Origin of the sequence: Enterobacter sp. CCUG 70166 (assembly GCF_020224095.1) — a bacterium.
GTDB classification, from domain to species: domain Bacteria; phylum Pseudomonadota; class Gammaproteobacteria; order Enterobacterales; family Enterobacteriaceae; genus Enterobacter; species Enterobacter intestinihominis.
On record NZ_NRIQ01000059.1, the window covers coordinates 22,029 to 43,793 of the forward strand.

22 protein-coding genes are annotated in these 21,765 nt (G+C 43.0%); 18 read left to right on the top strand and 4 right to left on the bottom strand.

Features of this window, described 5'->3' with window-relative positions; translation table 11 throughout:
- The first annotated feature begins 70 nt into the window (after nt 1-70).
- From CKK19_RS22410 to CKK19_RS22485, 16 genes are all read left to right on the top strand, one after another.
- Nucleotides 71-2,077, top strand: a complete 2,007-nt coding sequence (locus CKK19_RS22410) for a VWA domain-containing protein (protein ID WP_000762700.1) — start codon at nt 71-73, stop codon at nt 2,075-2,077.
- Nucleotides 2,078-2,149: 72 nt separating this feature from the next.
- Nucleotides 2,150-2,371 carry a hypothetical protein gene (locus CKK19_RS22415; RefSeq protein WP_000192120.1) on the top strand — a complete coding sequence of 74 codons (222 nt, stop codon included), beginning with the start codon at nt 2,150-2,152 and terminating at the stop codon, nt 2,369-2,371.
- Nucleotides 2,372-2,484: 113 nt separating this feature from the next.
- Complete coding sequence (locus tag CKK19_RS22420) at nt 2,485-3,717, top strand: toprim domain-containing protein (RefSeq protein WP_000220379.1); 1,233 nt, start codon at nt 2,485-2,487, stop codon at nt 3,715-3,717.
- 269 nt (nt 3,718-3,986) lie between these two features.
- Nucleotides 3,987-4,508 carry a hypothetical protein gene (locus CKK19_RS22425; protein ID WP_001011130.1) on the top strand — a complete coding sequence of 174 codons (522 nt, stop codon included), beginning with the start codon at nt 3,987-3,989 and terminating at the stop codon, nt 4,506-4,508.
- Between the two features lie 78 nt (nt 4,509-4,586).
- The gene (locus tag CKK19_RS22430; protein ID WP_000762003.1) at nt 4,587-5,465 is read left to right on the top strand and encodes a hypothetical protein; all 879 of its coding nucleotides are present in this window, start codon (nt 4,587-4,589) and stop codon (nt 5,463-5,465) included.
- A gap of 69 nt (nt 5,466-5,534) precedes the next feature.
- Complete coding sequence (locus CKK19_RS22435) at nt 5,535-6,470, top strand: hypothetical protein (RefSeq protein ID WP_000691119.1); 936 nt, start codon at nt 5,535-5,537, stop codon at nt 6,468-6,470.
- 68 nt (nt 6,471-6,538) lie between these two features.
- Nucleotides 6,539-7,459, top strand: a complete 921-nt coding sequence (locus CKK19_RS22440) for a hypothetical protein (RefSeq protein ID WP_044704555.1) — start codon at nt 6,539-6,541, stop codon at nt 7,457-7,459.
- Between the two features lie 66 nt (nt 7,460-7,525).
- Complete coding sequence (locus CKK19_RS22445) at nt 7,526-8,464, top strand: hypothetical protein (RefSeq protein ID WP_000472041.1); 939 nt, start codon at nt 7,526-7,528, stop codon at nt 8,462-8,464.
- A gap of 171 nt (nt 8,465-8,635) precedes the next feature.
- Complete coding sequence (locus tag CKK19_RS22450; RefSeq protein WP_000149830.1) at nt 8,636-9,592, top strand: hypothetical protein; 957 nt, start codon at nt 8,636-8,638, stop codon at nt 9,590-9,592.
- A 263-nt stretch (nt 9,593-9,855) separates the two neighbouring features.
- Entirely contained in the window at nt 9,856-10,131 is a 276-nt protein-coding gene (locus tag CKK19_RS22455) for a hypothetical protein (protein ID WP_001004200.1), read from the top strand.
- Between the two features lie 44 nt (nt 10,132-10,175).
- Nucleotides 10,176-10,766: a hypothetical protein gene (locus tag CKK19_RS22460; RefSeq protein ID WP_000578891.1), complete on the top strand. Its 591-nt coding sequence runs from the start codon at nt 10,176-10,178 to the stop codon at nt 10,764-10,766.
- Between the two features lie 7 nt (nt 10,767-10,773).
- A complete protein-coding gene (locus CKK19_RS22465) occupies nt 10,774-11,031 on the top strand; it encodes a hypothetical protein (protein ID WP_001371933.1) in 258 nt (85 codons plus the stop codon).
- Between the two features lie 73 nt (nt 11,032-11,104).
- Nucleotides 11,105-11,641: a hypothetical protein gene (locus CKK19_RS22470; protein WP_000107167.1), complete on the top strand. Its 537-nt coding sequence runs from the start codon at nt 11,105-11,107 to the stop codon at nt 11,639-11,641.
- Nucleotides 11,642-11,657: 16 nt separating this feature from the next.
- On the top strand, nt 11,658-12,104 hold the full coding sequence (locus CKK19_RS22475) for a hypothetical protein (protein WP_000549069.1): 447 nt from the start codon (nt 11,658-11,660) through the stop codon (nt 12,102-12,104).
- A gap of 90 nt (nt 12,105-12,194) precedes the next feature.
- Nucleotides 12,195-13,157, top strand: coding sequence for a DNA replication terminus site-binding protein (locus tag CKK19_RS22480; RefSeq protein WP_000119428.1), 963 nt, complete (start codon nt 12,195-12,197; stop codon nt 13,155-13,157).
- Nucleotides 13,158-13,166: 9 nt separating this feature from the next.
- Complete coding sequence (locus CKK19_RS22485) at nt 13,167-14,072, top strand: hypothetical protein (RefSeq protein ID WP_001198595.1); 906 nt, start codon at nt 13,167-13,169, stop codon at nt 14,070-14,072.
- A gap of 301 nt (nt 14,073-14,373) precedes the next feature.
- On the opposite strand, the gene CKK19_RS22490 is transcribed toward CKK19_RS22485, so the two are convergent.
- Nucleotides 14,374-15,549, bottom strand: coding sequence for a tyrosine-type recombinase/integrase (locus CKK19_RS22490; protein ID WP_000795949.1), 1,176 nt, complete (start codon nt 15,547-15,549; stop codon nt 14,374-14,376).
- A 169-nt stretch (nt 15,550-15,718) separates the two neighbouring features.
- Here CKK19_RS22490 and CKK19_RS22495 point away from each other — a divergent pair, with 169 nt between their 5' ends.
- Together CKK19_RS22495 and CKK19_RS22500 are read left to right on the top strand one after the other, a co-directional pair.
- A complete protein-coding gene (locus CKK19_RS22495; RefSeq protein ID WP_001285422.1) occupies nt 15,719-15,931 on the top strand; it encodes an Hha/YmoA family nucleoid-associated regulatory protein in 213 nt (70 codons plus the stop codon).
- A gap of 360 nt (nt 15,932-16,291) precedes the next feature.
- Nucleotides 16,292-17,374 (top strand): hypothetical protein, encoded by a 1,083-nt coding sequence (locus tag CKK19_RS22500; RefSeq protein ID WP_001232447.1) that lies wholly within the window; start codon nt 16,292-16,294, stop codon nt 17,372-17,374.
- 165 nt (nt 17,375-17,539) lie between these two features.
- Here CKK19_RS22500 and CKK19_RS22505 read toward each other — a convergent pair whose 3' ends face one another.
- The 3 genes from CKK19_RS22505 to CKK19_RS22515 are packed head-to-tail and all read right to left on the bottom strand — an operon-like array spanning nt 17,540 to nt 21,742.
- Entirely contained in the window at nt 17,540-19,039 is a 1,500-nt protein-coding gene (locus tag CKK19_RS22505) for a helix-hairpin-helix domain-containing protein (RefSeq protein ID WP_001284318.1), read from the bottom strand.
- A gap of 25 nt (nt 19,040-19,064) precedes the next feature.
- Nucleotides 19,065-20,702, bottom strand: a complete 1,638-nt coding sequence (locus CKK19_RS22510; protein ID WP_000081059.1) for a PP2C family serine/threonine-protein phosphatase — start codon at nt 20,700-20,702, stop codon at nt 19,065-19,067.
- Entirely contained in the window at nt 20,702-21,742 is a 1,041-nt protein-coding gene (locus CKK19_RS22515) for a TerY-C metal binding domain-containing protein (protein WP_001253656.1), read from the bottom strand. The genes CKK19_RS22510 and CKK19_RS22515 overlap by 1 nt, the downstream gene beginning before the upstream one ends.
- Nucleotides 21,743-21,765: the final 23 nt, after the last annotated feature.

The following is a 21,765-nucleotide window of genomic DNA, read 5'->3' on the forward strand; positions in this document are numbered from 1 at the left end:
GCTTTATTAAAAACCCCAGATGGGTACTTCACCATCTGGGTGAGTACCCCTTTTTATAAAGAGGTATTCTATGAAATTAGATCTTAAATCATCGCCGCGCCATATTAAGCGTTTACAGAATATAGCAAAAGTCATTAGCGGCTTAGGCGATGTAAGAGTTGTAATAGACGACAATACCAAAGGACCGTATTTTGATCCTGTCAATAAAGTTTGTGTTTTACCAAACGGCGATTATAGCGATGATGACTTTGTCAGTCTGATTGAAGGTTTTACCTGTCATGAAGCTGGTCATGGTCGCTATACCGTCAGTGAGGTTTACAGTGACGCCTTTAATAGTGTTCTCATGTCATCTGAAGGGTTTACACGCTTCGATGACGGAATGAATGCAGAGTTTGAGAGCCTCGCTGAGAAACGTAAAGCTTATAGCAGGGCAAAACGTCTTACCGGGCTTATAAATCTGTTCGATGATGTACAGATGGAAGAGAAGGTTGGTAACGATTATCCGGATGCAAAGCGGCGGCTTGCAGCCACTTACGCACTGATGGTTAAAGCCGGAAGGATGACTCCTGATATATCTTCTCGTCCGGAAAATCCTGTCCTATTTATTGAGTGGTATCTGCTTAACTCATTGCGAGTAAAAGTCCTTCAGCAGGTAGGTCACAAAGAAACCCTCGATCCGTTTTTTGACTATGCCCAAAAGATACTTTCTCCAGTAATTTCTGATGTTGAGGAAATTTTTCATGATGCTCTTGGTTGTGAAAATACTCAGGGCTGTGAATCCCTTGCTCGTAAGACCCTGGCTCTTTTAGAGAGACTGCGGGATGAGGCAAAGGAACAACAGCAGCAGACAGAGCAGGAGGAGCAGGAGGCATATGATGAATCCGAGACCGATACCGATACCGAATCAGAAGATAAATCGCTTACGTCGACTGATAGTCGTGAGGATGATTCTGAGGACGATAGTGAAGGTCAGGCAGATACTTCCGATAACGCTGATCTTGCTCAAGAGGGATGTTCTGAGCCTTCAGAACTTGCTGAAGATAACGAGGGAAATAATGAACCCACCGGTGGCAATCCCACGGGTGATAACATTATTGAAGACGATACTGATGCGATTAACCCTTCCGAGAGTGAATCAGATGAAGCCAGTTCGACTAACGTTGAAGATGAAAGTAACTTTTCATCGGCTCAATGGGAGATACTGGCAGATTTGTTGGATGCCTTTCTTAGCAGTGATGAGGATAGCGAAGATTATCACGATGCTTTGGCTAAAGAGATTGAAGGTATTGCATCAAAAGTATCCGATGACGTGAAAGCCGAATTCGGTGCTTCTGAATGGGATATCCCTGATCTCCTTATCGATTTGAATGTTTACAATGAGGCTTTGTCTCTGAGTCATTCAATCGGTAGCGACTTGTCTGTTTTACAGCAGGTTAAAATGCGTGGCCGAAACAAAACTCATGAGCGTGGAATTACCTTCGATGGAAATCGATTAATTCTGTCACAAATGGGAGTTCGTGATGTCTTCAGAGCTCAAAGCGAATCTAAAAATAGAGGGCATGTTGGCCTCGTATTAGTTCGTGATATTTCAGCGTCAATGGCTAATGATGAAAGATATATTCATGCCATTAAGTCAGATCTTGCTTTATCGATGGCCGCTGAAAGTTTGTCAAAAATGCATGTCTCCAATATAGTTTTTCCCTTCAAGGAAAGTGAATTTGAGATTATCAAAACGTTTGATCAAAGCGTTGAGGAATCTCTATCGAAATTCACTCTTGGATGTAAGGGTTATTATACCCCTACGGGATCTGCTTTAATGGCAGCTGTTGATCTGTTACTTGACAGCCAATTCGATAGGAAAATAATTTTTCTTATAACTGATGGTTATCCGAATAAATCGGAATTTACTATCGTCGAAGTTATGGAAAAGGCTAAATGTAATGGAATAGAAATCGTTGGTGTTGGTATTAAGACTGATGAAATAATTGGTTTTGAAACGGACACTTTCGTAACAGTTGATGATACTTCTTTATTGTCTATTGAAGTCAGTAAGCTAGTTCATCAAATACTTTCTTAATAAACTCTACCCAATCGGGGCAAAAAGGCCCCGGTGGGTCTTTTTGCTCCATGAAGGAATAAGGAGCAAAATATGACTCAGATAAAAACTTACCGTGTAGAACATGAAAAAGTCGGTGCGATGCATAAAGTCCGTATTTTCGGACGTGTTGGTGAAGTTATAAGCAATGATAGCCCTCAGGAAAGAATCTTCCGCGAAGTCACTATAGCGGAGGGTAATAGCCAGCAGGCTGCGTTACTTGTAGATAACTACATACAGCGTCTTGAGAATAATGGCTTCACGACTGAAGCATAAATGTTGAGGGCCCCCGGGCCCTCTTTCTTAAATTCTGCGTTGTGGGTTTCTCCCTGTCTTCTGCACCGCAGAAGGCATTGAGAAACTCACAATGCCAGATAAGAGAGATCATCATGACTTATGCATCCCCGGCTCTTCGTCGTAAACCACAGGAAGTATCTGAACACTTTATTAAACTCGTTCATGCTCGAATTGCTGAAGTGTCTGGCTGGAAGTATATATTCGAAAGAATACCTGCTTTCAAAGACGCTTGTGCAAAAGCCCCGAGCCAGGTTCCTTGCCCGTTTACTGGCGCAGGGAAATCGAAGTTTCGTTTCCGACAAAAAGACCTTTATACCGGATGTGCGATCCATAATGACTTTCCGGTAAATGAGTTTTGCGACGGAATTGATGTTCTGGCGAAATATTATGAATTAAGTAAAACGCAGACTTGCAAAAAGATTCTCTCAGATTTTTTCGGGATGGATCTGCATGCTCCGTTAACTGACGCCGACATTGAAAATGAACGACGCTATAAATCAGCAGTTCGTGCCACAGAAACTCTTGACCGAGAGGAAGTGGCAAAGCGAATGCGAAAACTTGATGTGATGTATCACTATACCGGTGAAATAAAGCCTAATACTCCTGTTGCTTTGTACCTCCGTAATCGTGGGATCTCCCGCTTACTGAGTCACTTACCAAAGGATTTAGGCTTTAATAACCGGATCTACTATTGGGATAAAGATAAGCAGAAATCGATTATCTATCCGGGAATGATTGCAATCTATCGTGACACCCGAGGTCGGCCTCTGACTATCCATAGAACATACGTAGACAAAAACGGTGATAAGGCACCTGTAGAAAATCCAAAGCTGATGATGAAGCCTCCTGCCGATATGACAGGTGGCTCAATTCAGTTGTTTGACCCTCACTATGATTCAGGTAGTTCGACCTGGACACTGGGAGTGGCTGAAGGGATCGAGAATGCGCTTTCTGTTGTAGAAGCGACTTCAACACCATGCTGGGCAGCCAGCTCCGCATGGTGCCTTGAAAACGTTACTGTTCCTGATTTTTTACTGCCTCCGCCGGATGTAAAATATATAAACTTTTATATCTGGGCGGATAAGGATATTGCTAACTCACAAGGCACTCGTGCCGGTATCGAAGCTGCTCAGCGACTTCAAAGCCGCATGGTTGAGTTTTTGGCTAAACGATATCCCGCATCAAAGCTGACAATTGAAGTCTTCGAACCAGCACAAGATATTCCTGATGGGAAAAAGGGTATCGACTGGAACGATGTTCTCCAGTTAACAGGGCAGGATGGATTCCCGATTCACTGGGCTCCTGAATGTCTTAATCAGCTGTAACAACGATAACTCCCCCGCATTTTGCGGGGGGGGTTATCTTATCAATATTATTTTTTAAATTGTATTGATAAGATAACCGCTTTCCTTCGTGATAATTACCTGCCTTTAAGGTCTTTTCACGGCTGAGATGCTTGCTCAGTTAAATAAATGTGCGGTACTACTGGCTATGGTCGGTTGTATGACATGGTTATTCCATAAACTATTAAAACCCATAACGGGAGTATTACCGTTATGGTGATGCTCGTCGTTTTACATCGGAGAGCATTTTAATGAATTTTCAAACTAACGAAGTTTTTAATAAATTTGCTGCTGTTATAAAATCGCGCATCGTCAATGAACCATCGTCATGCTATTTGCTGCATGATAATGAGATAGATATAACGATTTTGAAACATGGCATATTAGAAAATGACAGAAACCTGTTGTACGTAGTTCGTCCTTCAGGAACGTGTTTGTTGCGTTGTGACAAATATTTCTATCCGAAATATTATCTTCGTTGCCGTGGAGATTATAAGTCATTCATATATGTCCATCTTGATCTACATAGTGGTGAAGCTAAAGAAATCACATGGGAGCAAGCAGACGATATGCTGTCTAGTCCAGGAAAACCCCCATTAAAAGGAAATCTTGGACGATTTGAGTATATAAAAGTTGTGGTTGAGGACCTTCGTATTCGAGGTTACGCTGATTATCTTCCTGCGTATAATCTTGATGACCTTCGCCGTTTTGCCTTACAGGACGACCGCCCATCCCTTGTCAGATACATTGACAATGTAATGGCAACGGTCTGATTGGTTGCTAATTGATTTACATATTTTCCCTGATGGCCAACCTGCATCAGGGAGGCCTCAATAACGACTGGAGGCTGTATGAAGTTAGCTACGGACCTGGTAAAAGCTATTTTGATTAGAAATGGTGTTGAACCAGTAAATATAAGCGAATCATCTAAATTATCTTTGAAACAACCACTGACAGAACTTAAATTCAGTTTATATTTGCGAACTGAGCATTTATCTCACTTCCTACCCGGTTATGTTTATTCTATAAAAGAATGTCCACTGTCATATGACATCGGGATCGAAATTCAGAAAATCTTCGAAAGTTTACATTTGTTAAACGAAGAATTTGAATCCCTCGGTTTTGTTTCTGTATGGATAGAAATGCATCAAAGCATTTTTGAACAAAGTCGGTTTAAGAAAAGTAACTTTACTTTTCGGGAGGAAGAGGTCGAGCTTGCTAAAGGGCTTGTTTGTTCTCACAATTCACAAATAAGTAATGCGGCTTATTTCTGGCTTCAGCACTTTGAGGAGTTTATGATTTATGTTCGTAATAAGCTTATCGACCTCTTTCGAGAGGCCTATGACCTGATCCTTGGAATGCAGCAAGTATTTTTCATTCGGGAAAAGGAAGAGCTGTTGAAAACTATAAGTTATGGGGATGACCTGTATGAGGTGAAATTAATGGCGGCTGAGCTTTACTCTATCGAACAGAACTTAAAGTGTTCTGAATCGATAAGTACAAAATCTCAAGCTTCGGCATATATTAACCGCATCCGTGAGTTTGTGCGTTCGGGGTGGAGGCAGGGCTATATAGTCTGCCATCATAAGCGAAGTAATCAAATCTCATCATTGTCATTACCGATGTACTTGAAAGATACGTCAGGCCGAAGTGCTCGAAAGCGAGTAAAACGTCTTATATCTTCTACAGTTTGTGGTAGAAATAAAGATTTAGGTCTTACAGATTTTTAATTAAATTATACCCATGTGGGGATCACACCCCATATGGGAGTGATCCCTTTTTTATTGAGAGAGGATCACATGAAAATTATCGAAAAAATCATTAATGCCTTTTTGGTTGTTCAACATAAAAAAATACAGGTTAAAAACATTACATTTTTAGACAATGGGCAGGGCATGTTCTCTGGTATGTCTTTTGATGCTGATGTTTCACTGGAGTTTATGTATGAATCAGCAAAAGCATATAGTTCTTGTTTCTGTGATATTCCCTTTCCAGGTTTTGAAGATGCAAATCTGGAGGAAATTACGAAATTTCAATTAGATGCTTTGAAGCAAAGAAAGAATCATTCTTTCATTGTTAACCATTTGAGGTTTCCTATAGTTTTAAGGGAAGGGTGCAAAATCGAAAGAGGAGAAGTCTATTCAATTTCGAATTGCACTTATAATAAAGAAAGATTGCAGTATCTTTTTTCTCAGGATATTTACGGTAAGTTGTATAATTCCTTAGAGAAAGAATTAAGCTCGTTTTTCTCATTTATCAATGTTGAGGTGCACGAGTTGTTAAAAGATGCTGTATGCTTTGCATTAAAAATCCTGAATAAGATATCTTTGGATACACCTGAAAGACTTATTAAAGCTTTTAATTATCGTGACTGGTATTGTAGTTACGATGTTGAGCTTTTTAGGAAAGGCTTACCTGGTCATATTCTGGAAGAGCTCATTGCTCCAGATATCTTACTTTCAGACCTTAACGGTTGTAGAAAAATACTTAGAAATGCAAAACGATTTCTAAATGGACATACAAAAACCAATTGTGTTTATATTAAATATGAATGGTGGTTGGGGCCTGTGGATACCTCACACTCAGCTAAGTTGATGTCTGACAAAGAAATTAACAACCGAAGTGACTTGAAGAATTTTTCAAAGGTCTTTTTCAAAGAGTGTTTAAGTTCTGGTAAGTCGGAATATGAAAACCATCTTAGTGAAAAAGAACATGCGCTTCGCTACAATTATTAATTAAAATTATTTTCTCCCATAGGGATTTCTCCCTTTGGGAGAAATCCCTCTATTAAGAGGGTATTTAAATGAATGCGATACAAAAGTTAGTTGAATCTATTCTTGTTAAAATGGGTTTTGTTGGCGCTGTAGTGGAAAATATATATTTGGATTCAAAACCATTTCGGCATATTCGATTTGTGGCTGATATTCCAGTAATATCTTTTCTACCTCATTTGGTGAAATATCTTAAGGGCGCAGACCATCTTTACTGTGGTAACGATGATTTGCATCCTCTTTTCATTTATTTTTCCGAAGCGGCTACATTAAAAGCAGGCCCTGTAAATCTCGCGAACTTTCGTTTTGAAGTTTCTATAGCTTCAACTCATTTACGACTGGTCTCAGAGCAGCCTGATTTGCTTATCAAAGGATTTAACCGGGATAATCTAGAATACGTTTATTACCGCTCAGATTTGGCCTCTAAGGATCTTATACTAGGCCTTGTTGAACACGGTTCTCCTTTCATAAAACATCTACATGGACTTATACAAAAGCGAATTTTAAACGAGTTCTCTCTGATTTTTTCTGTTCTTGAAAAGATTTTAGAAAGCGCGAAGCCACAAATTCTTGCTTGCTTCCATAGTGTTGATTATGAAATGAACGTAAAAATAATAGCCGAAGCTATACCTGAAACTGTATCTAATCAGATAGTCACATCTGATTATATAGTTAATTCTATATCAGATGCGGACAAGTTTATAAATCATGTTCGTCGCTATTTAGCAGGCAGGGTAATGAAGAGGCGGATATACGCTGAATTAGATGTTTGTGAAGAAACATCAAATATTTCACTAGTGAACTTAGGATGCTTTACGTCTCCTCTGCTCGTTACGGAATATCAAATGTTTAAGCCACACTCTTCAGGGTTATATCGAAAAGCTATAAACAACTCCTTAAAACAGTTCAAACCAGAAATGCATTTACCTTCTGAAGAACTCTTTTATAATTAATCTAACCCATCCGGGAACTTGCTTCCCGGTGGGAAGCACTTCCTTTTTAGTCATGAGGTAGTGTAAATGTTTAAAGAATCTGACCACGTGGAATTTGTTAGTGCCTTTCTTTATCAAAATTTAGGCCTTAATGTTCCCGCTGACGATATAACCGTTCAATTATCTGATACTTCGTTCGACAAAGTAACCTTTGATTACGATGTAGATATCGATAATTTAAATTGTATGTTGGATCTCTACATATCTGAACTAATAAAGCACAACGCATCTTACTCCGATTCTATTCTTTTGAAACAAAAAATAATTTATTTTCTTGGAGTATTTAAGAATTTCGGATTTTTTACGTTTGATATTCGCGGATATAGTAATACTTTAAGCCCAGTTAAAGTTATTGATATTGTTTCAATGATTATTAATGACTGTGAAGAGTTATCTAAAGCTAATTCTTCTACTGATGCTATAAGAAATCTTTATCTCGATAAAATGAAGGTGGATGGGAAAGTGTTAGTTGCGAAATTTGCACTTAAACAGTTTTTTCATTCCGACTTTGGTGACTTTATCTCATTTGTCGAGAAAAGAATTACAGATTGTCTTAATGAAACTTTAAGGATTATCAAAGCTGTTGAACATGGCTTTGTACGTGTTGGGCAGCATAAGATTAATCGCCGTATTAATGATGACTTAAAGTTATGCATTGATTTCAATACTGATGATTATCCGGCAAATATGCCAGATATATATATTAAGTTTAACGATACATTTGATGGGAACGGGGCGTTATATTGTGACAATGATGCCCTCATATCCCTCTATACCGATGTTGCTTCAATTATCAATGTGCCGGTGATGATGGAAGTAAGATTGATCAATAAAAGAGGGCGTGTTGTCTGTGATTCTTCGCATTCAACTTACGTATCTCTCGAAAGTAATGACCGATACAGAGTAACTGATCGCACATTACTAATAACTGAAGCTTTTGACGATTTTCGTAACGCGTCTCAATGATCCTTTTGCTTCAGTCCAAAAAAGTAACTTTGGTTGGCTGAAGACACTTGTCTATGACAATGTAAAATCTGTCGCTGGCATCTTCTTTTAGCTTAACCAAACTTTTATCTAACCCAGTGGGGAAGTCGCTTCCCTTCTGGGGCACTTCCTCTCAAATTTGAGGTAGTGTATATGACACATTCATCTGATGATAAAAACTATGTCCGAGCAGTTCTGAGCTATCTTGGCATAGATTTTGATGAGGCGGATATAGTATTAAGTGTTTGCCATTGTCAAAGTGACGAGCTTTCTTTTACCTGTAATATCAAAGCTATTGAACTCAAGAATGCTGTTGATTTATATGTCGATAGTATCTCTGAGAATGAAATAGAAGCTTTAAACAGAGAATCTTTAAAATCTCGACTCTGTTACTTTCTTGAGGTGTTTGACGCAGTCTCTGGTCAGTACCTTGAGATTTCAGGAAAACACTTTGCAACTAGCCGTTTTGAATATGATGATGTTTGTAGTGAAGTTCTTAGCATGTCTAATGATGTTTCTCAGTCGAAAGGTTATGACCGGGATGAATATAACAGACTGATGCAGGTTGATGGTCAGGTTATGATTGCCCGTTTTGCTTTGCAACAGTTCTGGGATACTCATTTTATTGGACTAATAACATTTGTATCTGAGTCTATAACATCGAGCCTCTATAAAGCTTATGAAACTTTTAGTGATATAAGTTTGGCTTGCTATAAACTGAGTGAATATTCTTATTCACGCTCTATCAACAGTGAATTGACCCTTAATATTTCACTTAAAGAAAATGACTTCTGTGAGGACCTATCTGATTGCTATATGGAAGATGAGGCTTTACCTTCTGGTAGGGTAATTTCTCGACGCAACAATGACTCCATAATAAGTATTTATGAGAGCTATGCTGCGGCTTCTTATATTCCGATGATTGCATCTTTGGAAGTCGTTGATGAATACGGCGAAGTGGTTACTGACCTCTGCCATACCGTTTATGTTTCAGAGTTAACCGGTGGGCGGATTAAAATCCACGACCGTAATGACTTAGTATCTGAAGTTTTCGATAACCTAAGAAATTTAAATCTTGCAGTTGGAGATTCAGTTTCACAAGCTGCTTGATTCTTTCCCTGATTTTGATTTTTTCTCACATACTCTTATGGCACGGTTTCCGTGCCTTTTTTTTGCCTCGCTTACAAGCGTCTACTCCTCTTCTACCTATCCCACCTTACATCACCACTTAAAATCTATCTTTCTAATTCCATTATCCTTTTCGTAGCCTCTAATGCTCTGGTATGAACATACTCTTTAAACTCAAAAAAGTGCTATTAACGAAAAAAAATCCCTAAAGAGATTTGTATACTGTTCTCAACCAAGGAGAGCTCATGAATGAACTAAAATCCAAAAACGAGAACAGTACCAAAAGCAACTTTCCCCCGGTTGATAATCAGTTTTGCTTTTACCATGTTGATTTCAGCATAGAACGACTACTTTCAACGGCCGAGGATCTCCAGTTTGAGTACATCTTCCAGAAACCTGGAAGTGAAGTAAGAAAGGATTTGGTTGAGCGATTCGAACGTGGAGAGCGCTTTGTTACAGCTTCACACTGTGACAATTTCTGTGAAATCCTTGGTTGTCAAGGCCATCAGGAAAATGCATAAACCCATAAACCTACATTTCCACTTTTAAGGATGTTCACTAAAGAATGATTGGAGAAAGTATTTTTGACTGGGTAATTTACGGAATATCCATTTTGATATTTGCCTCAGCACTAATTGAAGGAAAGACAACTCGCTACCCAGCACTTTTTTTCTATGGGAGTTTAATTTTAATGTTAATCCTGATAGTTGCTGGAGGCCTTAACTGGTGGTTCTACAGGTCAAAATATGGCGCAGTAATCGTTATCTTCACAGTGGTCTCTTTACTGATGACTCGATTCCGCCTGGTCATATATAAATTAAGATTAAGAAAGTTAGTTTCAGAAATCAGATTTCGTATAAAAACGGGTTTTCGTATAATTCTTGTTTTGTCGGATAATGAGGATGAGCGTAATGTTCTGCTGTCTATGCTTAGCAACGTATTGCCAGAGCAAACGCTTATTCACACGCGTGATGCTCTCGGACCTCATTCAGAGCCTATCCTAAAAGCTCTTGAGCTACATCATCAACAGGGAACAGGTTACATACTCGTCTGTGAACAACAAATCTCAGCGCGTACGTGGTTGAGTATCGTAGAAAATGGGAAACCTGATACATCTATAGCTGTTAATTTTCATTCGATCCCAGAAATGGAGTGATTTTTCAATGAGTAGAACCGTTTCACAAAGTGTCACAGAAGATTGTCTTTTTGATACCCGCACACAAGTCAGATTACAACTAAGTCGAAGCGTTCATAAAACGCTGGCATCTGCTAAAGAAATTTTACAGGGAAGGGGGGTTGATTCGGTCTCTATTGAAGATCTTGTGCGAGCCTGTCTTGAAGAGAACCAGCCAATTGATCTAGCCTCACTTTACCTTGAAAATCTCTTAAAACAGAAAGGTACCAGCATTTGCGATTTTTAGTGTTTTCAAACCTATTAGATAAAATGCCGGTTGTGTTTATATAACATCAATAATTTCATGCAACAGGTAAAACATGAGTACTCAAAAGCAACTTTCCAGAACTACCGGCACTGAACGTATGTTTAAGGAAGAGCTGGCGTTATCCTTAATTTGTTGGGTTTTCACCAGTCCTTTTACCAACTGGACCGATAAAGTCTTCAGTGGTATTGAAGTTCCGTCTGAAGGACCGTCATCATTACGGGGTGAGACAGAAAAATTCTTTCGTTTTGTCGTTAATGAAGAAGGCTACGACGCAGGAAGGGCTGCTATTGGTCTTGACCTATGTTGTTTTTCACTTCCGTTGTGTTTGTTCCCGGACGCTGCCCTGTCTGAGGAAGAGGTTATGAGTAAGTTAACCGGAGAAGTTATCCATGGAATTCTTCTTTCCTTACCTGAGTTTATTGATATGCCAGAAGTGCTCGCTTACCAGGTCAGGGATGAAATTCTTGCTTTTAACACTCGCTGTGGAGACGGGATCTTTCATGGTTGGAACACGGCTTCAGAATTGTGGAAGTTTGAAATCTTTCCCCGCACCACCATCATGATGCAGCATACTTCGGCAATACATTAAAATTAGGCGGGGCAGAATGCATAAAAAACTTTTTCTTCTCGAATGGAAACCCTGTCAGAGCCGCGTATGGGCCGGTTGGATGGCCCTGTGGTTGACTATCAGTTTTCTGATGTTATCTGCCTTGCTTATGACAGATCATCTCCTGAACAAAGTCATCCTGCCGCCAACATGGTTGTTGATCTGGTTTTCGCCAATGCTGGGGTTTTTGATAAAAGTTCGCGTCGTCGAAACTCAACATTTCCTGGAGCATGACCTCTGTGTTGCAGGTTTCTCTTTTTACCGCTGGAAGAGGTTAGTTTCTCCCGGGCTTTGGTCAGTTGACTGTATAAATGGTCGTTTTCGCCTCAATCGGATCACCCAGGTGGGTAAGACTATCCACTATCCATGGCGTCTCCATTATCATCCTTTGTTCATGAGCCCTATCGAACATAAATCGCATGCTGTGAAAGCTGTTTCAAAATGACTTCTTTAGAGGTTTACATGACATTTATGTTCTGCAAGGTCAGCCTGGGCAGCAAAATTGATTGGAAATAACATGAGCCTGGAGAAACGTATGAGTTATGACGATTTGCCCTATTTTCGTGACCAGATTCTGGAACGCATCGACTCGCTCAAGTGTTTTCTTTCGAACACCCCCCCGATGATGGCAAACCTGATGACTGTCTCCACCGTATCTAGAACAGAAGAGCGCTTGAAGCAGGTTAAACCCATCAGGGTTAGTATTAAAGACGATGCTTCGGTTGAGGAAATTATTCAGGCACTTACTGACATCTGTGTGGATGACATAGAGTCATTAAGTCATGATTCCACCAAAGTAACCACTAAATACCCGGGTCTAATCATTGTCCCCGAAAGAGCAGATCTTCTCGAAAGCTTGATCACTTCTATAAACGAAGCAAAAAATGATTTTGCTGCGGCAATGAGGCGTATCGATAATAAAAAGAATGTCCGTTTTGATAAAGTGCACAAGAAGCTCCCGGGCCTTGTCGCTATGCACTCAACAAGAAATATCCTTTTCATCAAGTCCCAGCTTAAAAAAGTTACTTTTTCATGGCGGCTAAACCGAAACCAGGAAGTTAAAACAGCAGAGCAACTTGTGAGTTTGTTGGAGCGCAGGAGAGCCTCAGAAGTAAAAAATGTAGCAACTACCAATTTGAATGTCGTGTCTAATATCGATAAGGCTTTACACCGTCTTGAATTTCACCCACTGAAGCAGGGCGAATCTTATCGCCTTTGTCGAACTAACTCTTTCCCTGTTCCGATTGCTCACATTTTTGCATTTAGGCCTGAAGGGCAGGAACGAAACGGGAATAAATATGCTGAGACTGATTATTCAGTAGTAAAAGCATCCTTGCCCATTTTCGCAGCAGGCAACATACCTCAATTAAAAACGCTCTCTGACTGGGCTCCTGAAAACAGCCAGGGTCCGTCCAACCAACGGAAGCTGAGCCTGAAATATACAGAACTCGTGCCGGGGGCTGAGCTGGGCATTTTCATTGTCAGCCCCGAAAATTAAGGAACAACAATGCAATGGATTTCCACAGCCAGCCAGAAAATCGATGAGCGTCTCTATCGTGTCTGCGTCTGGGTAAAAAAATATCACGCTGATGCGATTAACCGCGTTGTGCTAACCGTTGATCTAAGTAAAGCCCGACATGACCCTGACGAGGACCAGGTAAGAGCAGAGCTGCTGTGCGGCCATTATTTTTTGCTTCGTAAGGAAAACGCTTCGAACTCTGCGCCTGACGATCAAAAGTTTGCTTTCCTGCCTGACGGGCGCAATCTGTGTTGGCAGACCGCAACCCCGGTGCTTCAGCATCTCCTACTCAATAAAAACGTTCCTGAGTCGCTGAGGTTGCTTACGGACTACATACATATGCGTCTGGCCAGGCTGACAATGGTACCTATGTCCGGAACCATCATGAACGAGGCTCTGCTGGACAGCATCAGCTGGGTTAAGGTGGATTTGACCTACTTCTGGCAGTACGAACAGCTCAGCTCTCATCTGGGACCCATCCAGATAACCCACAAGGCACTTGTACGCTTCGGGCACCTGGCAAAGAATGATGAAAACTCCAGTGCCATAAGAATTCTGCGTCAGCGTCTGTCTTCAGAATTCTTACAAGAATTTCAGATGGCTGAGGATGAGCTAAAGCGCAAACAGTCGTTGATGGGCACCATGGACGTGAAAATGCTGTTTCATGCTCATTACCCCAGCCAGAAGATGCTGGTGGCTCGATATAAAAATGGTTGGGTAATGGTGGATTGTTTTCTGTTTCACCATACCAAACCTAAGAAAAAAGCAAAAAACAAAACTACTGTGGCTAAGCCTCAACTTAAACAGACTAAAAGAGAAGGGAGTGAAAATGGAACTGGGCATTATGGTGTGCATCGTGTTGTTACTCTCAGTGGCGGCGGCGTGGATCAGTAATAAGACAGTTGATTTGCTCGAAAGATTCTATTTCAAGCGTCCGCTGAGCATGGAGTACGCGGCATGGCTACGTGTAATGTGTGCAGGCTTGTTATTAGTTTTTATTCAGGTTGCTCCCCAATTTACACTCCTGTATACCCTTAAACTTGTCACGCTTATTAATCTTGGAATCCAGACAATGAAATTAAATGGCGTGTACAAATATAAAAGGACGGGAATTTTGCCTCCGGGAGGGGCACTCTCTAATCTCACCAGACTTAACCCGTTCAAGAAAAAATAAAGTTATGCGCCCGTGAGGGCGCTATTCATCAAAGGCATTTCGCATAAGCTTGATCATGGCTTTTTTACCAGCTTCAATATTGCGAATGTAGCGCATAACCATTTCTTCATTCGACCAGTTCCCCATTTCCATAATCTGTGGTAGCGAGTAACCTTCAATATCCAGCTGTATCGCACCGCCTACACGAACGCTGTGCCCTGTCCAGTAACGGGTTTTAGTCTCATTTGGATAAAGCTCATTCCACATTTCTTTAAATGCCCGTAAAAGGGAATTTTTGCTGAGCATACCGGCATCGTCCACAGTGTCTTCCTCATCTTCATCGTTCAGAAGACTTTGTTTAGCACGGTAGGGCAGGTTATGCCGTTTAAGAAGCTCAGATAGCTCATTCCCTTTACTCCGAAGCTTCCAGCCGGGTGGCATATAGCCTGTATCATGGAAATTTACGGCCTGGAAAAGGTATTCATCCGGATGACTGTGCTGATCCATTTTCACAAGGTTCATCAATCTCAAGAGGCAGTTAGTTAACTGACGTGTCAGCCGGTAGGTAAGAAGTGTACTGATGTTCGTTTTTGTACGGTATACCGTCAGGTTAAATTCACCGGTCATACTATCCAGAGACAGATCTTTCAGACGTATACGGCGAATTTCGGATGAACGGAGCAGTGTTTCAAAGCCTGTCCAGATCAGGCACAGGTCACGAAGCTTACGAACTGAGTTTGTAGTACTGCGTAACTTTATCAGAGCCTTGAGATCGCCAATAAGAAAGGGAGTTGCCTGTTTAGTCGTCTTTCGCTTCCGGGCTTCCGATTGTTTTAAGGCTTCCAGCATGTACCATGCTTCAGACGTAATAATCCCGGGCAGGTTAAGCCCTTTTTTATGGATACTGTTTAAGGCCTGAAGACAGCTGTTTATGCTGCTTCGTGACAATTTGCCTTCAAGATGCCCCATAAACGCCAGCAGAGCTTCCTCAGACACGGGGAGCGAACTTACTGGCCAGTCTGTATGCAACCGGGCATTCGCCTGATACCATTCGTTCCATACTCGTAGCCAGTGCAGATAGGTTTTAGCTGTGTTGTATCTCAGATGGGAAAAGTAACGGATCAAGCGTGAAAGCTGTTTATCATGGTTGCCGAACGTTTCCAGCTGCTGATGCAATTCGCTTTCCGAAAACTGTCTGATCACTGATTGATTCTTCATCCTGCTCACCGGGATACACTGGTTTTATTTACAGTCATTTTAGCACTCATGTACCTGGTTATGAACAGGGTGGAAACAACGAAAAAGGTTGTGAAATCGTTAGGCTTAAGTGAAAAATGATATTAAGATTATCCCTGGCCAGTTGAGGCCTGTCTAAAGAAGGTTGATTATGTCTGACACAAAGCAGTCTTATTTAATGAAATTCCGTAAGTGTAGTTCGTTCGAAACGCTCGAAAAAGTATTTGAAAGGTTATGTGAAAAAAACTCGGGTGTCGCCTCTCTTGAAATTTCTGGTGCTTATGATCATCGTAAAGCTGAACTGACAATGAAAAAGTTATATGACAAAGTTCCTGCGAGTGTGTGGACCTTTGTTCGCGAGTAATTATTGATATTGGCACAACAAAAAGACTGTGTCTGGATTTGAAAATAGTTTATGCCCCTTTCGGGGCTAAAGGCACTGTAATAGCCTGTCTTTTTAACTTTCTTATTAAGTTCGGAGAAAGACTTTAATCATAAGCCAAGCCCACTGCTAAATACATCCGATATTCTCCTTAATTTTAGAAGTTGTGATAAAAGTTACTTTACCTAAACTTCTCTCTCCATATTTGTAAGGCTCTCATTTGATTCTTGTCAAACATTAATCTGGAAAACTAAAAAATCATTTCTTTTAATTCGTTTTACAGAAATCCTCCTCCGTTATTTCGGATATAGTTTGAATAATTATCAAAAACGGGGTGCAGCCATGCGTAAGAGTTACACATTTGGTATTCCATTTGGACTCCAGAGAGAATCAGGACTCTTTTTAGATATTACAGAGGTCAGCCGGGGTATCGACTGTAACTGCATCTGCCCCGCTTGCAAAACTGATCTGTTAGCAAAGCAGGGGGAGGTCAAGCTTTGGCATTTCTCACACAGTACTGCTGTAGCCGGTGACTGTGATGGTCTGATGGAAGCCATCCGGGGAAAAATTATTGAAGTCATCAACGAGCACCAGGTTCTTGGTTTCCCAAATCTTCTCGCTGGCGACGATGGTGGGCCGGTTTCACTGAATGAGGTTATTGGAAGCGGCAGTATGTTCGGAGGCACAGCTGATCTGTTCGTAAAGGTTAATGATTTATGTGTGGCCGTCTTTCTGGACAGGGATCGTAGCATTTCTGCGAAGTTAACCTTTGACCACCTTCATCCTTCCGAAAGAGTTGCCGCATTGCGTATCGATCTTCCAGATATTGAATATGAAATCAGTCAGGTGCAGCTCGGGCGACGTAAAACAACATACAGTGAGTGCATTGAAAGCCTGATCATTGATGAGACCAGTTCCCGGGAATGGCTATATCATCCATTAATGCATGAACTTGAATCTGAACCTCTTCAGGAGTATCGGGGACGGGAGCCTTCAGAGGAAGGGCCTCTTCTTCAGCGCCTTGCTGACTGTAAGATGAAATTGCCTGATATCCTTCCGGGCAGTCATAACGCGTTAGTCAGGTTACAGCAGGATACGATTGTATGTCTGTGTAGGTTAACGGTTCGGGCTTATGACATCGCTCAGACCGATGAATTTCCTTTGTTCCTTCGCTATTTCAGGTTGCACTGCCTGGAAAACAGCGAACATGTCAGTTACGAAAGACTGATCTGCTGGCAGGAAATGATTTCAAAAACCCAGGAAGGCCAGTCCTTGACACAAAACGAACTTGAATATCTTCATGAGATTGTCCGCATCGCCTTATACAATCACCGGCTTAACAATGTCAGTATTTCAGATGTTAAAAACCATGACACAGGAAAGGAGAGCGGCAGGGTAGAGCCACAAAACTATTCACTCTTATAAATAAATTGGGCTTTGCGCATTAAACCCTTGCCGCAGGAGGTGTACCGCATATCCGGCACAGACAGTCAGTTTTTCTGGCAGCTTAAATTTGACACAGCTTAATATAGTGATTCATTAAACAGGTTCAGTATGCTGCCAGAACGTTTTAGTCGTTATGGGCGTCCGTTAGTTTTCTACTAACTGAACGACGACCAGCCTGCCGCCTTCCTCCTTTGACAGAACAAACTGAGCGTTATTCGTCAGTTCAATTTTTTCCCCAATGGCAATCTGTCGTTTATCCGGTAATGACATAAGCCCATTTATGCCTTCATTTACTAACCACCACTGATCGTTATGGAAAACAAAATACCCAACTCGTTTCCTTTGCAAATCGGTTGTACGCTCATTTGGCGCAATGAGGCGATTCACATGCCACGCATAGATTGACTGCCCGCTCCACACCATCAACCGGTGGTCGTCAGGACGATAACTGCCTTCCTTTCGGGAAGAATATAAATTTAGAACCGGTAATTTACCCTTGTATGGCGTACCGCAGTAGGGACAAACCGGCTTTGTCTTACCCGAGAAAACGTACCATTTCTGTTCACACGCCTTGTTCTGGCAGGGCTGTATCAGATCGACTGTTTTAACCAGGGCGCTTTCCCACTCATCGGCGGTCGGGCGTTTAGTGGCATCGTGTAAGCCATCTATAAAGGCGCGCTCAAACAAAGGTGTCAGATAAGGGCCCATGATGGTGTAAGGAATTTTCTCCGGGTCAGCCCAGGGCAGTGAAAAGGACGATAGCTGACTGACTTTGACTGCATTGCTTTTGTCTGTCGGATGTTCAATGAAGAGTGCCTTCTCACCCATAGATAAGGTCTCATCACGTACTTCATCCGACATGTCATGTATTTTTCCGCCACGTAGCGGATGACGGAAGAACAGATACATGTAGATAAGCACCGACAGCGCATGACGGTCAGTAGTAATGCTTGGCAATACGCGGTTCGGATCCTCTTTGGAAAGATGACTGGTTTTCACCACTTCCGGAGCGATAAAATCCGGGGTGCCCACCACGTCGGGAGGATACTTTCCAGGGACAACCAGGCCGTCTACGTCAATGATGCAGGCATGTCCCATTTCTGGATCGATAAGCACGTTTTTATAGCTTAGATCGCTGTGACAGAGACCTGCCGCATGCATCCTTCTGACGGCTCTTGTCAGCAGCAGACAGACCTTGAGATAGGTAAGCGTATTGCCTCGTTCACGTGGGTCGAGAAATTTGTTCTGGTTGCTGGCGCTGGCAAACCATTTGCCTTCCTTTTCACGACCTTTTATGCCAAGAAAATCATCGTTTTTAGAGCCGTATTTAAAGAAAAAGTAGCTTTTGTAGGTTGGAACCACGATGCCGATTTTATGCCCATGCTCAACAACATGGGTCGGCCAGCAAAACAGGTCCTTCCAGTATTCACCTCCGGACTGGCCAAAAATGTTTTGCCTGTAGCGTCCGGTGATCATATCAATCCGATCCCGGGCCTGCTCGTTCTGCGGTTTATGATAAAAAGCGACGACGTATGATTTATCAGGCGAAAAGTAAACATCCTTCATCGAGCCCGAACCAATTACCTCGTCAACATACTGGACTGTTTCGCCGTCCTTTGTTTTGCACGTAACGATATTTGCCATATTGATCACCGAAAAAGCGTATCCCTTACCACAACACCGCAATAGTGCGGTCATCATGGTTCCCTGTGGAGAAAAAGTTAAGCCAGTCGCCTAACCTCTCAGGCGCAATACTGGCGTCTGTAAGGACAGGGTTGAGCTCATCAACGAGACGGGTCCATTTTTCGTCACTGCGAAGCCCATTATCCGTCTCAAACAGAGGGTCTGAGACGCCGTCTGTCATGAGGATCAAGTGAGATACATCATTCCATTTACCCACGCTGATGCGGCCGCTAAACGAGGGGTCTGCGATAATGCTCTGGTCAAGGAAACGGGTTTGTCCTGCGTATTCTCCGCTATCGGGATTTCCCAGTATCCTGACTTTACCGGAAGGGCTGTATGCACCTATCGCACCATCACCAAGCCAGAATGCAGCCGCAAACAGCTCGTTATCAGTTCGTAGCGCTACAGTTGCCAGAAGGGTTGTTGAATAGGATTTCACAGGTTGTTCTGCACAAATGGCTTCGTTCTGGATACTGTTGACCGCGAGCGTAGCTGCCTGTTTAAAATGATGAAGCATGGCGTTTATTGTTGCCTGCTGATCGCTCCCTTCCCACGCCGTGATGTGCTGCTTTAAATGGACGCCTTTCACACCACTGAGCTGATTTAAAAGGTAATCGCCAGCCGTTTTGACTGCAATCCGGGAGCCTTCCCGGGAATTTACCGCACTACCGGCTCCGTCTGCGACCAGCATGACAGACCATCCTGTTTCCTGGCAGTGGTTGATGTAGAAGTCGTCATCTCTGAAGCTTCCGGCATGCTCATGAGAGCGTCCCCGGCGACTGGCGGCAGCAATACGTATATCACCCCTGACCAGGCCAGCAGCGTCCAGATGGGACTTAGGGTAGGGAGCGTCTGCTGGTGGCTCTACCACCTTCCACAGGCTTCTCGGATCGGGATTGATTATAAATAGCTGTTTTGTTTCACATTCGTCGTGCGACGTGCATGACCAGATTACTGAAAGCTCTATATCGCCGCTTTCGGTGGGAGTACCTGTCAGCAACTCCTGTTCTTTGTCAAAAGACAGGCCAATGTTCCGGGGAAAGACAACGTCCCTGACAGTAGCCTGCTGGCCCTCACCCAGAACGATAGCAACCGGCGAAGAGAAACGTTCGCCTGCGCGGGCGTTGGGGATCGTTATTTTAGCTCTCGGGGGAACGGCAGGTGGCACAGCTAAGCTGGCCCGCTGCTGGCCTGTCGGTATCTGCCCGGGTTTTAATACCAGGGAAGACAGGTTTTCGTCTTCCCTCTGTGCTGGTTTATCAAATTCGTAATAAGGCATCAGCTTCCAGAACGGAGGATGAGGCTCATTTTCTGGCAGGGGTTGCAGTGCTGATGTATCGGTAGCGTCAATGCCCGGGTTATCAGCAACACTTACGACCGTTTGTTGCTGATCGGAAAGACTGGATGCTGACGAGGCGGCAATCTCTGCGTCGTTATCACCTTCGCTAACCCGCGCAGATAAACCCTGTGCAAGGCTCTCAATCCGCTCTTTAAGCCGCATAATTTCTTCGGTAAGGGATGGGTCCTGCGATAGAAGTAAAAGCCGCTCACCTTCAACAGGGTGGCCCAGCTCAGACAGAACTAAGCGGATAATCTTCTCTTCAAGTAAAGCATTTTGCGACATCAACCTCTCCCTCTGTTTACGTCGAAGTTAGTGTTTCCGCCATCATTGCTGAATGACAGGCCTGTTTCACACCACGGGCAGATCACGTCATCCGGGCCGTCAATACACAGCAACTTTCCGCATGAGCACAGGGCAAACGCACTGGCATTACCGCAGTGGGGGCAACCCGGTACGCCATGCAGTTCGCTGGTATTTACCTGCAAACCGGTAGCGGTGGCATCTGACCACGCAAAATAGTCCTCATCGATGGGATAGCATCCGGCAATATTAAAGCTGTTCAGGTTCAGACTGAAATCGAGCCCGGAAACCCTTGCTGGTGGCCGTTCATACTTCATCAGGTACGGACGACGGGTCTTGCTGCAACGGCCGGTAAGCGTAACGCAGTTTTCGTCGTACGCTTTTACTGGCTCGTCCTTGGCCAGCCGGACTATGTATTCAGTCTGGCTGAGCTCAGGTTGTTTGTCGTCCCCGACGCTGCGGCTGTGCGCCGTAACCGAGGCCGTGATCCATTTGATGAAGCGGGTAAAGTCCCCTTCCTGAGATTCGGTGAACAGCATGACATTCTCTGTCAGTTGCCGCAGGATATTCAGGTCCGCTGACGGCCCCAGGCCAACGGCAATGAGATTCACTTTACTCGCGTAGTGATCCTTCCAGCGCTTCACTTCTGCGGTTGTGTCGTCAGTCGGACGTCCGTCGGTAAGGAGATACACGACGGGTTTCCAGTCGCCTTTAGCCTCATGAGTGGTTTTTCTGACCTGGGTATCAATTTGCACGGTCAGCTCACGCAATGCAGCTCCAAGGCTCGTACCGCCGCCAACGGGAAGGCGGGGAGGGTAGAACGAGGCAATTTCGTGAAGAGGTACAATCGTACGGGCTACACCGGCAAATGCGATTACCGAGACCCAGGCTGTTTCAAGTGCGTGTGGATCCTTTCTTAAATCTCCGACGATCATTTGCAGACCATCAGTCATTTTTTTCAGGTTTTCACCAATCATGGACTCTGAACAGTCCAGGACAAAAAACACGGGAAGGCGTCTCATAATTTTCCTCGTACGGCTGGTAC